This is a genomic window from Kineococcus gynurae (genome assembly GCF_042433995.1).
Taxonomy (GTDB): Bacteria; Actinomycetota; Actinomycetes; order Actinomycetales; family Kineococcaceae; genus Kineococcus; species Kineococcus gynurae.
This window is the reverse complement of the sequence record NZ_JBHLUI010000008.1, coordinates 1-11787: the sequence shown is the minus strand read 5'-3', so window position 1 is coordinate 11787 and position 11787 is coordinate 1. Positions and strand designations below refer to the sequence as shown.

Genomic DNA, 11787 nt, shown 5'->3' with positions numbered 1-11787 from the left:
ACCACCCGTCGAGAGGATCACTCGTGTCGAGCCACGAAGCCCCGGGGAACCCCGGTCTTCTCGCCGCCGGGCCGATCTCCGACCGCGTCAGCGCGAGCCCCCCGGACGCCGCGGACCTGGTGGAGCTCAAGGTCCCTGCCGATCCGGCCTACCTCACGGTCGTGCGCACGGCCAGCGCCGGCCTCGCGGCCCGGCTGGACCTGACCCTCGACGAGATCGAGGACCTGCGGATCGCGGTCGACGAGGCGTGCACCCTGCTGCTGGACGGTTCCGACAGCACCTCGGAGCTGACCGCCACGTTCCGGCTGGGCGCCGACACCCTCGAGGTGGAGGTCCGCGGTCCCGCCCGGGAACTGCCCGAGCGCTCCAGCTTCGCCTGGGCTGTGCTGGAGGCACTGGTCGGCGAGGTGTTCACGGGCACCTCCGCCCAGGGCGCCTGGATCGTCCTGCGTCACCACCGGGAGAGCGCGCTGTCCGACCTGGTGGGGCCGGGGTGAGCGGTCCGGGTCCCGCCGACGGTGCGCGGGACCACCCGTCCGGAACCGCCGTCCGGAGCGAGCCGGGGGACGACCCCGAGCTCTCCGCCCTGCACCACCGCTACGCCGGGCTTGGCGCCGACTCCCCCGAGCGGCCCGCCGTGCGCGACGCCCTCGTCCGTCGCCACCTCGCCCTGGCCGAGCACCTGGCGGCCCGCTTCCTCGGTCGTGGCGAACCGCACGACGACCTCGTGCAGGTCGCCGTGATCGGGCTCCTCAAGGCCCTGGACCGCTTCGACCCCGCCCGGGGCGTCCCCTTCGGCGCCTTCGCGGTCCCGACCATCACCGGTGAGATCAAGCGCCACTTCCGCGACCGCGGCTGGGCGGTCCGGATCCCGCGCCGGCTGCAGGAGAGCGGTCGCCTCCTCTCCCGCTCGCGCGAGGTCCTCACCCAGGAGCTCGGTCGGGCACCGACCGTCGCGGAGCTCGCCGCGCGGGCCGGCCTCGACCCCGACGACGTCGTGGAGATCCTGGAGTCCGCCCACGCCTACGCGACCGTGCCCCTGGACACCGACTCCCCCGGCTCCCAGCTCGGCGCGCCGGACGAACGGCTGGAGGGCATCGAGAACCGCGAGGCCCTGCGCCCCCTCCTCGCCGGACTCGGCGCGCGCGAACGCCGCATCCTGGCGCTGCGCTTCGTCCGGCAGATGTCGCAGTCGCAGATCGCGGCCGAGGTCGGCATCTCTCAGATGCACGTCTCCCGGCTCCTGAACCGGACCCTGGCCGAGTTGCGGGACGGATTGCGCGAGCCCTGACGGCGGCACCACGCATTCCCGAATCGTGCCCCCCCGTCGGGGGACACGGCTTTCATCTCCGGGTGGCGGCCACGACCGACGGCAGGAACAGGCCGACGAGGGTGAGAACCGCGGGCAGACCGATCGCGACGCCCGCCCACCAGACGCCCGCCCCGAACGCGGGGATCCCGACGGCCAGCTGCAGGACCTGCCACACCACCACGGGCGACCGGGCCCAGGACGCGCAGTCCCGCAGACCGCGGGCGCACAGCAGCAGGCCCGCGGCGAAGAGCAGCGCCATCGCGGCCAGCGCGGCGGCGGCGACCGGGTCGAAGGCCTCCTCGGGGGCGCGGACCAGACCCCACACCTCGTACACCGCCGCCGCGACCAGCAGCAACGCCTCGAGGACGACGAGCAGGGCCACCACGGTCAGGGCCGGCGGGCGCGACACGGGCTCGAGTGGCGCCGGACCACCCGACGGCCGATTCTTGTTGGGCACCCGAGCACCGTACGGCCGTCGGAAGCAGAGGCGGACCGTGAACCGGCCGTCACCGGAGGGCGTGGCGAGGGGAGCAGCCGTGCCGGGTCAAGCCGAACGAGGGATTACGCGACGATGCCGCACACGTTACGTCCGTGTGACGAAGCTGACACACCCGCTTCACCGACTCGATGCGATCAACCCCTTGTGGACGGAGCCAACTGATGTGAACCTAGTCCGGACGCGATCCCCGCATGCCGTGCCACCTGCGTAGATTCCCTCACGGGAAGAAGCCTGAGGGCATTGCCCAAGGCACCGCCGGCGTTGCCGGTGCTCAGGGATCTTGCGCGACGACCCCGCAAGGGGTGGCTGCGCACGCTGAGAACCGTGAACGTACTGAAGGAGTGGACCCCCCATGGACTGGCGCCACCGCGCTGCCTGCCTCGACGAGGACCCGGAGCTGTTCTTCCCGATCGGCAACACCGGGCCCGCGATCCTGCAGATCGAAGAGGCCAAATCCGTCTGCCGCCGTTGCGACGTCGTCGACTCGTGCCTCAAGTGGGCCCTCGAGACCGGGCAGGACGCCGGGGTCTGGGGTGGCCTGTCCGAGGACGAGCGTCGGGCCCTGAAGCGCCGCGCCGCCCGCGCGCGCCGCGCCGGCTGAACGTCCCCAGCACGACGCGGAAGAGCCCCCGACCGGAACCGGTCGGGGGCTCTTCTGCGTCCGGTGACGGGCGAGGCCCGCGGCGGGTCAGCCGCGGGTCGCTCCGACGGTGGCCGCCCCCCGTCGGACCCGGAGGTCCAGCCGGACCTCCGTGCCCCCGGAGGCACTGGCGCCGAAGTCCATCCGCCCCCGCAGCTCCCCCGCGACCAGCGACCGGACGATCTGCGTCCCCAGCCCGGAGCTCCCGACCTGGAAGCCGTCGGGCAGACCCACCCCGTCGTCGCTGACGACCACCAGGATGCGGTCCTCGGCGGTGTGCTCGACCTTGACGACCACCGTGCCGGCCCGGCCCGAGCCGTACCCGTGCTCGACCGCGTTCGTGACGAGCTCGGTCAGCACCAGCGCGAGCGCCGTCGCGTCCTCCTGCCGCAGCTCGCCGAAGCGGCCCTCCCGCACCGTGCGGACGTGCTCGGAGTTCTCCATCGCCACCTCGGCCGCCATCATCAGGCAGCGGTCGAGCACCTGGTCGAAGTCCACGTTCTCGTCGATCCCCTGCGAGAGGGTCTCGTGCACCGTGGCGATGGTCTGCACGCGACGCATCGCCTCCTGCAGGGCCGAGGCTCCCTCCTCGCTCTTGATGCGCCGGGCCTGCAGCCGCAGCAGGGCCGCCACCGTCTGCAGGTTGTTCTTGACCCGGTGGTGCACCTCGCGGATCGTCGCGTCCTTGGTCAGCAGCTCCCGCTCGCGCCGTCGCAGCTCCGACACGTCGCGCACGAGCAGCAGCGCGGCCACGCGCGTCGGAACGTTCTCGGACTCCTCGCGCCGGGTCAGCGGGATCGCGCGCATGGACAGTGTCGCCTTGTCCGTCTCCAGGTCGGTGCGCCAGGGTGCCCGTCCGGTGACGACGAGGGGCAGGGACTCGTCGACCGGTAGGTGGCTGGCCGCGAGGTTGCTGCTGACCTCGGCCAGGTTCGCTCCCACCAGCTCGCCGAGCAGCCCCGCCCGGTGGAAGGCCGACAGCGCGTTGGGACTCGCGTAGGTGACGACCCCCTCGGCGTCGAGGCGTAGCATCCCGTCACCGACGCGGGGGGCGCCGCGCCGCGGCCCCGTCGGCGCCGCGGTCTGCGGGAAGTCACCCGTGGCGATCATCCGGGCGAGGTCGTCGGCGCACTTGACGTAGTTCAGCTCGAGACGGCTCGGGGTCCGCGAGGTGGACAGGTTGGTGTGCCGGGCCAGCACGCCCAGCACCGTCCCGTCGCGGACCACCGGGATGGTCTCCTCGCGCACGGGGACGTCGTCGTCCCACTGGGGATCACGACCCCGCAGCGACCGCTTCTCCTCGAAGGTGGTGTCCACCTGCGGACGACGACCCCGGGGCAGGACGGCCCCGACGACGTCGTCGTAGTGGACCGTCGGACCCGTGGTGGGTCGGCAGTGCGCGACGGCCACGAAGTGCTGCCGGTCCGCGGACGGGATCCACAGCACGAGGTCGGCGAAGGACAGGTCGGAGATGAGCTGCCAGTCGCCGACGAGGAGTCGGAGCCATTCCGCCTCGGCGGCTCCGATCCCGGTCTCGGACTCCAGCAGGTCCGCCATGGTGGGCACGGGACGAGCCTACGCATCCCCGGGTCGGCGTCGCACCGTGCTCACGTCGTCCGCAGGACGGTGCGCAGGGTCCGCAGCGCGACGGACAGCGCCGCCAGGTCGGAGTGGTCGGCCGCACGCAGCTCCCCCAGGGTCTGCCGGGCGCGGCGGACGGCCGCCGCGTGGGCCTCCTCCCAGGCCTCGGCCGCGGCGTCGGCATCGACCCGACCGGCCCCCGAGGGGTCCTCCGGCGCGTGCTCGAGGACCGAGGCGGTGAGGTCGCGCGTCGCGGAGTACAGGTCGTCGCGCAGGGCGGCCCGGGCCAGCGACGTCCACCGGTCGGTGCGGTCGAGCGCCGAGATGGCCGTGAGCAGCCCGTCGATCCCGTACCGCTCGGCCAGGACGAACCAGGTCTGCGCCACCTCGGCGGGCGACCGACCGCTCGCCTCCGCGATCTCGACGACGTCGAGGAGGGGGTACTGGTCGAGCAGGGCGGCCGTGGCCAGGGCGATCTCGGACGGCACCCCTGCGTCGAGGTACTCCTGGGCCTCCGACCGCAGACCGTCCACGTCCACGCCGCGCATGAGCTCCGGGACCCGGGGTCCGATCTCGGCGACGGCCGGGCCGAACCGGGCGATCTCGGCGGACACGTCGATCCCGGCGGGGCGGTTGTGCAGGAACCAGCGGACCGCCCGGTCGAGCAGTCGCTGCTGCTGCTGGCGCAACGTGTTCTGCACGCGGGCCGGCACCCGACCGTCCATCTCCTCGACCGCGGCGGCGTGCTCGGGCAACCCGAACACCGCGACCGCGACCGCGAAGGCCCGGACGACGTCGGCCGGTTCGCTGCCGGTCTCCTCGGCGGCCCGGAAGGCGAAGGTCAGACCACCCGTCCCGACGACCCGGTTCACCAGGACCGTCGTGACGATCTCGCGCCGCAACGGGTGCTCGTCCATCGAGTCGCCGAAGCGCTCGCGCAGCTCGGCCGGGAAGTAGTCGCGCAGGGTCTGCCCGACCCACTCCTCGTCGGGCAGGTCGCTGGCCAGCACCGAGGCCCCCAGCGTGATCTTCGCGTGGGCGGCGATCACCGACAGCTCGGGCATGGTCAGCGGTCGCCCGTCGCGGACCCGACGGTCCAGCTCGCTGGTGCTGGGCAACGCCTCCAGCCGGCGGTCGATCGCGCCCGTGGCCTGCAGCACCTCCAGGAACCGCCGGTGCGCGGGCATCAGCCCGGGGGCGAAGGTGCCCTCGACCGAGAGCATCACGTTCTGCTCGTAGTTGTCGCGCAGCACCAGCGAACCGACCTCGTCGGTCATCCGCAGCAGGGTCTCGTCCCGGTCGTGCTCGTCCAGCTTCTGCGTCGAGACGAGGTGGTCCAGGAGGATCTTGATGTTGACCTCGTGGTCGCTGCAGTCGACGCCGGCGGAGTTGTCGATCGCGTCGGTGTTGAGCTTGACCCCGGTCCGCTCGCCCCCCTCGACCGGTCCACCCGAGAGGGCCGCCTCGATCCGACCGCGCTGGGTGAGCCCCAGGTTGCCGCCCTCGCCCACCACCCGGACCCGCAGGTCGACCCCGTCGACTCGGACCGCGTCGTTCGCCTTGTCCCCGACGTCGGCGTGCGACTCCGTGGAGGCCTTCACGTAGGTACCGATACCGCCGTTCCAGAACAGGTCGACCGGCGCGGCGAGGATCGCCCGCATCAGTTCCGGCGGGCTGAGCGAGGTCACCGACTCCTCTAGCCCCAGGCGACGGGCCACCTCCCGGGAGATGGGTACCGACTTGGCCGAGCGCGGGAAGACCCCGCCGCCGGCCGAGATCAGGGAGGCGTCGTAGTCGGCCCAGCTCGACCGGGGAAGTTCGAACAGTCGCTGCCGTTCGGCGTGCGCCGCAGCGGGTTCCGGGTCCGGGTCGAGGAAGATGTGACGGTGGTCGAAGGCCGCGACGAGGAGGATCTCGCGGGAGAGGAGCATGCCGTTGCCGAACACGTCGCCCGACATGTCGCCGACCCCGACCACCGTCGTCGGCTCGGTCTGGACGTCGTGGTCGAGCTCCCGGAAGTGCCGGCGCACGCTCTCCCAGGCGCCGCGGGCGGTGATGCCCATGGCCTTGTGGTCGTAGCCGACCGACCCCCCCGAGGCGAAGGCGTCACCCAGCCAGAAATCCCGTTCGACGGAGATGGCGTTGGCGATGTCGGAGAACGTGGCGGTGCCCTTGTCGGCCGCGACCACCAGGTAGGGGTCGTCCCCGTCGTAGCGGACGACGTCGACCGGGGGCACCGTGCGGCGCTCCGTCCCGCCCCCGGGGGTGTCGGTCACCCGGAGGTCGTCGGTGACGTCGAGCAGACCCGAGATGAACGTCTTGTAGCTCGCGACGCCCTCGGCCCACCACGCCTCGCGGTCGACGGCGGGGTCGGGCAGGCGCTTGGCGACGAAGCCACCCTTCGCCCCGGTCGGGACGATGACCGCGTTCTTGACGACCTGGGCCTTGACGAGCCCGAGCACCTCGGTCCGGAAGTCCTCCTGCCGGTCCGACCAGCGCAGGCCCCCGCGGGCGACCTCGCCGTAGCGCAGGTGCACCCCCTCGACGCGCGGGGAGTACACCCAGACCTCCGCGAAGGGCGCCGGCGCCGGCATGCCGAGGACCCCGGTCGGGTCGAGCTTGAACGACAGGTACGGGTGCGGCGCACCGTCCGGGTCGGGCTGGTAGGCGTTGGTGCGCACGGTCGACTGCACGACCGAGAGCACGGACCGGAGGATGCGGTCGGCGTCGAGGCTCTGCACGCCGTCGAGGGCGCCCTGCGTCTCCTCGACGAGGGCGTCCACCGTCTCGGCCCGCTCGTCCTCGTACCCACCGCGCAGCGGGGCGAAGCGCGCCTCGAACAGGCGCACCAGGAGCCGTGTGATGCCGACGTGGCCCACCAGGCAGTTGGTGACGTAGTCGACGGAGTACGACAACCCCACCTGCCGCAGGTAGCGCGTCATGGCGCGCAGGACGGCGACCTGACGCCAGTCCAGCTGGGCCGCCAGCACCAGGCGGGCCAGGCTGTCGCTCTCGGCCGCCCCCGTCCAGGCCGCGGCGAACGCGGCGCAGAAGCGGGCCCGCGCGGCCCGGGGGTCGGAGTCGAGCTGCCAGACGTCGGCGGGCAGCCGGAGACCGACGTCGTAGATCCAGACCTGCCGACCGTCGTCGCGGCGCAGCACGTGGGGACGCTCGTCGGTGACCTCGACCCCGAGGTCGGCCAGGACCGGCAGCACCGCCGACAGGGTCACCGGGGAGGTGCGGTAGGACGTCAACCGCCAGGTGCGGGGCTCGCCGTCGGGGGCGTCGCGCAGCGACAGGACCGGGGCGGGTTCCTCGTCGTCGGCGCCCTCCGTGACCGTCAGCAGGTCCTCGACCCGCAGGAGGTCCTCGACGGCCTGCGTCGCGGGCACGTCGGCGCGGTAGCTGCCCGGGACGCCCCGGGCGTAGCGACGGACGAGCTGGCTGCCGGTGTCGGCACCGAGCTGCTCGCGGGCGGCGTCGTCGAGGTCGTCGTCCCAGGAACGGGTGGCCGCGGCGACGTCCTCCTCCAGCGCGGCCACGTCGACGTCGGGCAGCTCCTCACCGGGGCGGGCCCGCACGACGACGTGCAGCCGGGCCAGGACCGAGTCCGACACCGTCAGCTGGTGCTCGGAGCTGCCGCCCTGGAGCGCCTCGCGCAGCAGGGTCTCGACGTTGCTGCCGACCCGCGTCGTGTACCGGTCCCGCGGCAGGAAGACGAGGCAGGAGGTGAAGCGCCGGTAGTCGTCGCGGCGGACGAACAGCCGGGTCCGCCGGCGTTCCTGCAGCTGCAGGACGGCCAGGGCCGTCCCCAGGATCCATTCGACCGACGCCTGGAAGAGCTCGTCGCGGGGGAACGACTCGAGGATGGAGAGGAGGTCCTTGGCCGAGTGCCCGCTCGACCCGAACCCGGCCCGGCGCAGCACCTCCTGGACCTTCTCGGCCACGACGGGAACCCGTCGGACGCTCTCGGTGTACGCGCTGGAGGTGAACAACCCCAGGAATCGGCGCTCCCCCACCACCCGCCCGTCGGTGTCGAACGTCTTGACCCCGATGTAGTCCAGGAACGCCGACCGGTGCACGGTCGCACGGGCGTTCGCCTTGGTGACGAAGAGGACCTGCGCCTCCCCGGCCTTCTCCCGGACCGGTCCGGACAACCGGCGGGAGTTGCCGGCCGGGCGGGGGTGCCGGTCGGCGAGCAGCCCGAGCCCGGTGTCGGGCCGGGCCACCAGGCTGACCTCCCCGTCGCTCTCCCCCAGGTCGTACTCGCGGTAGCCGAGGAAGGTGAAGCGGTCGTCCGCCATCCACCGCAGGAACCGCTCGGCCGTGCGCAGGTCCTCGGGAGCCGCCCCGACCGGAGGATCGACCTGCAGCTCGTCCGCGATCTGCAGGGCCTTGGCCTTCATGGGCTGCCACCCGCGGACGGCGGCCCGGACGTCGTCGAGGACGGACGCCACCCGCTGGCGGACGGCGTCCGCGTCGGCCTCGCCCGACCGGTCGACCTCGACCCGGATCCAGGACTCCGCGACGTCGGAGGGGGAGGCGGTGTCGATGTCGTGCAGGTCCAGCAGGACCCCGTCCCCGTCGCGACGCGCGGCGAGGCGGGGGTGGACGAGCAGGTGGATGCCGCAGCCGAGCCGGGTGAGGGCGGAGGTGATGCTGTCGACCAGGAACGGGATGTCGTCGGTGACCACCTCGACGGTGAGCCGGGCGCGGCTGCTGCCGTCCGGGACGCCGTCGTGCACGCGCACGGTCGCCGTGCCGGGCAACCGTCGCGTCCCCGTGCGCACGTGCGAGGCGACGGCTGCCGCCAGCAGCTCCGGGTCGCGGTCCTGCAGGTCCTCGACGGGCGTGTGCGCGTAGTAGTCGAGGAGCAGACGCTGGGCCGGGGTGTCACCGGCCAAGGCCTCGGGGACGCCCTGCCAGACCTCGGCCCGGACGGCACAGGCGGACTTCACGAGGGGACGGATGGTCGGACTGGTGCTGCGCTGCATCATCTGCTCCGTGGGCTGACCGGCGGTCGATCCGACCCTAGCCCTCGGCTCGGACACGGGCCGGTCGGGCCCCTAGGGTGGCCGGGTCGCACCCGTTCCCCACCGCCCGCCCCAGGAGCTCCCTTGCGCGTCCACGACAGCGCCCTCTACCCGGGCCCCCCGGACGCCGTCGTCGCCGTCCTGACCGATCCGACGTTCGTGGCCGAGCGCGCCCGCGCCTCGGGGGCGCTGGAGCAGAGCTGCGACGTCACCGACGTGGACGGCACCACGGTCGTCACCTCACGTCTGGTCGTGGGCACCGACCAGCTGCCCGACGTGGCCCGTCGGGTCGTCGGCTCGAGCACGATCGTGCGCTCCACGGAGTCGTGGCGGCCGGCATCGGCGGCGGGCGGGCGGACGGGCACCCTGGCGTTGGAGGTCCAGGGCGCCCCCGCCCGGCTCGAGGCCGACCTGACGTTGACCCCGGTCCCCGAGGGGAGCCGCTACGACCTCGACGGCACCCTCACCGTCCGCGTCCCCCTCTTCGGGGCCGCGGTCGAGCGGGCCGTCGAGCCGCTGCTGATGAACCTGCTGCGCTCGCACGCCGACCTGCTGCGTCGCCGGTTGGTCTGAGCCGCCTCACGGCTCCAGCAGCAGCAGCGCGACCTCGGTCGCGTCGTACCAGAGCAGGTCGTGCCCCTCGGTGTTCTCCACGACGAAGGCCGCGTCCTCGTCACCCGCGTCGGCCGCGGGCAGGGCGGCCAGGGCGGCGCGCACGTCGGCCTCGGCCTCCTCGCCGTCGACGTGGACCGACACGAGCTGCGCCGGACGGAGGTCGCCGGCCAGCACGACCTGCGACCGTTCCGGCGCGCTCCACGACCCGCGCCCGCCGGGCCCGTCGAGGACACCTCCGTCGGCCACCTCGAGCGCCGCGACGCAGCGACGAGGTCGTGCGGCGTCCCCCTCGCCCGCGAGCAGTCGGAGCGACTGCCCGGCGGCGTCGGTCATGGCCACGAACTCCAGCTCCTCCTCGAGGTCGCGGGGATCCGCATCGGCGTAGTAGTCGCGCAGCGTCGGGGTGACGGCGTGCACGGTGACCGGCCCCGACGCCAAGGTCTCGCCGCCGAGGGTCTCCGCCAGGTGCGCGAGGGTCGTCGGCCAGTAGACGCGCACGGTCAGCGCCCCTCGCCCGACGTGTCCGATCCGTCCGAAGCGTCGGTCACCGGCGCGGACGGCCGCGGGGCAGCGGGAAGCTCCTCCTCGCTGAAGGAGTACCCGGCCAGCTCGTCGAGCCGCTCGGCGGCGTCGGTCTCGCCGTCGACGTCGGCCACGGCGGCCCGCTCGAGCCAGTCCCGTGCCTCCGCGGCCCGGCCGGCGTCGGCGAGCGCTTCGGAGTAGGCGTAGAGCAGTCGCGCCCGCCACGGAGCCTCCTGGGCGGTGCGCAGCTCCGGGACCTGCAGACCGACGACGGCGGCCGCAGTCTGCCCCAGGTCTCGCCGGGCTCCCGAGGCCACGATCAGCATCTCGACGCGACCGTCCTCGTCGAGGCGCCCCGCCTCGGGCGAGAGGGCCAGGTCCAGGGCGCGCTCCGGACGGCCGAGGCCCCGCTCGCAGTCGGCCATCATCGGCAGGAAGCTGTCGTCACCCGTCATCCGTCGAACGGTGCGCAGCTCGGCCAGCGCTTCGCGGAAGTGGCCGGCCGTGTAGGCAGCGATGGCCGCGGCCTCGCGGACGACGGCCACCCGCCCACCGCGCCGCTGCGCCGCCTGGGCGTGCTGCCACGCCATCTCGGGGTTGTCGTCGAGCAGGCGACCGCTCATGACGAGGTGCCGGGCGACGTAGGTCGCGTTCTCCGGGGTCAACCCGGTCAACGACTTCTGGGTGACGATGTCCAGTTCCTTGCCGGTCACGTCCTCGGGCAGCCGCGGGCCCGAGGGCCGCGGCGGTCGGTCACCCGCCGGCCGATCCGGACGCGCCCGATCCGTACGCGGACGATCCGGCCGGGACCCCTCGGTACGCGGACGGTCGCTGCGGGGGCGGTCGGTGCGGGGGCGGTCCGTGACGGGGCGCTCCTGACGTCCGGCTCCTCCCGCGCGCTCGGTGCGCTCGGTGCGCTCGGTCCGCGGACGGTCGCGACGAGGGCGATCGGTCCGAGGACGGTCGCTGGTCGGCCGGTCTCCGCGCGGACCGCCGGAGCGAGGAGATCGGGTCCCGTCCGCGCTGGGGCGCCCCGCTCCTGCACGAGGACGGCCGTCACGGCTCTCCTCCGACCGGTCGGACCAGGGACGAGGACGACCCCCGCGGTCCGAGCCGTCGCGCGTCGGGCGTCCGCCCTGGTCGCCCCGGGACCGTTCGCTGCGGTAGGGAGTGCCACCATCACCGTCACGCCGCGGACGCTCGCTGCGCGGGGAGGACGGGCGACCGGTGCGACCCGTCTGCGACGACGAATCCGGTCGGCTGCCACGGAAGGGGCGGGCCCCGCCCTGCGTGGACCGACGCCCCTCGGACGAGCCGCTGTTCCGACGAGGACGATCGCGGTCGTCCGGCCTCTGATCCGTCATGGTGCTCCTACCGCCCCGACCCGAGGGTCGCGTCGTCGTCGAAATGCCTGCTCGTCGCTGTTCTGATGTTCAACCCGTTCAGGGTGCCACACCCGTGGCCCCCATGGCGTGTGGGTGGATGCAGAAAAGGGTGTGGGGCCCCCGCAGAAGACTCACGTCTCCCACGAGGACCCCACACCCCACCCACAAAAGTGAGCGGTCCGGCAGTGACCTACTCTCCC

9 protein-coding genes are annotated in these 11787 nt (G+C 73.4%); 4 read left to right on the top strand and 5 right to left on the bottom strand.

Features of this window, described 5'->3' with window-relative positions; genetic code table 11:
- Positions 1–74: 74 nt before the first annotated feature.
- Positions 75–497 (top strand): ATP-binding protein, encoded by a 423-nt coding sequence (locus ACFFKU_RS06375; RefSeq protein WP_490054848.1) that lies wholly within the window; start codon positions 75–77, stop codon positions 495–497.
- Positions 494–1291 (top strand): SigB/SigF/SigG family RNA polymerase sigma factor, encoded by a 798-nt coding sequence (locus ACFFKU_RS06370; protein WP_380136594.1) that lies wholly within the window; start codon positions 494–496, stop codon positions 1289–1291. The genes ACFFKU_RS06375 and ACFFKU_RS06370 overlap by 4 nt, the downstream gene beginning before the upstream one ends.
- Positions 1292–1343: 52 nt before the next feature.
- On the opposite strand, the gene ACFFKU_RS06365 is transcribed toward ACFFKU_RS06370, so the two are convergent.
- Positions 1344–1721 (bottom strand): hypothetical protein, encoded by a 378-nt coding sequence (locus ACFFKU_RS06365; protein WP_380136592.1) that lies wholly within the window; start codon positions 1719–1721, stop codon positions 1344–1346.
- 442 nt (positions 1722–2163) lie between these two features.
- Between ACFFKU_RS06365 and ACFFKU_RS06360 the strand changes: the two genes are divergently transcribed.
- Positions 2164–2412 carry a WhiB family transcriptional regulator gene (locus ACFFKU_RS06360; RefSeq protein WP_380136590.1) on the top strand — a complete coding sequence of 83 codons (249 nt, stop codon included), beginning with the start codon at positions 2164–2166 and terminating at the stop codon, positions 2410–2412.
- A gap of 87 nt (positions 2413–2499) precedes the next feature.
- Here the strand turns inward: ACFFKU_RS06360 and ACFFKU_RS06355 are convergent, their stop codons facing one another.
- Positions 2500–4008 carry a sensor histidine kinase gene (locus ACFFKU_RS06355; protein ID WP_380138020.1) on the bottom strand — a complete coding sequence of 503 codons (1509 nt, stop codon included), beginning with the start codon at positions 4006–4008 and terminating at the stop codon, positions 2500–2502.
- Between the two features lie 50 nt (positions 4009–4058).
- A complete protein-coding gene (locus ACFFKU_RS06350; protein ID WP_380136589.1) occupies positions 4059–9026 on the bottom strand; it encodes an NAD-glutamate dehydrogenase in 4968 nt (1655 codons plus the stop codon).
- A gap of 123 nt (positions 9027–9149) precedes the next feature.
- On the opposite strand from ACFFKU_RS06350, the gene ACFFKU_RS06345 reads away from it, so the two are divergent.
- On the top strand, positions 9150–9638 hold the full coding sequence (locus ACFFKU_RS06345) for a DUF2505 domain-containing protein (RefSeq protein WP_380136587.1): 489 nt from the start codon (positions 9150–9152) through the stop codon (positions 9636–9638).
- Positions 9639–9644: 6 nt separating this feature from the next.
- On the opposite strand, the gene ACFFKU_RS06340 is transcribed toward ACFFKU_RS06345, so the two are convergent.
- The gene (locus tag ACFFKU_RS06340) at positions 9645–10178 is read right to left on the bottom strand and encodes a DUF6912 family protein (RefSeq protein ID WP_380136585.1); all 534 of its coding nucleotides are present in this window, start codon (positions 10176–10178) and stop codon (positions 9645–9647) included.
- A gap of 2 nt (positions 10179–10180) precedes the next feature.
- Entirely contained in the window at positions 10181–10915 is a 735-nt protein-coding gene (locus ACFFKU_RS06335) for a tetratricopeptide repeat protein (protein ID WP_380136583.1), read from the bottom strand.
- Positions 10916–11787 lie beyond the last annotated feature (872 nt).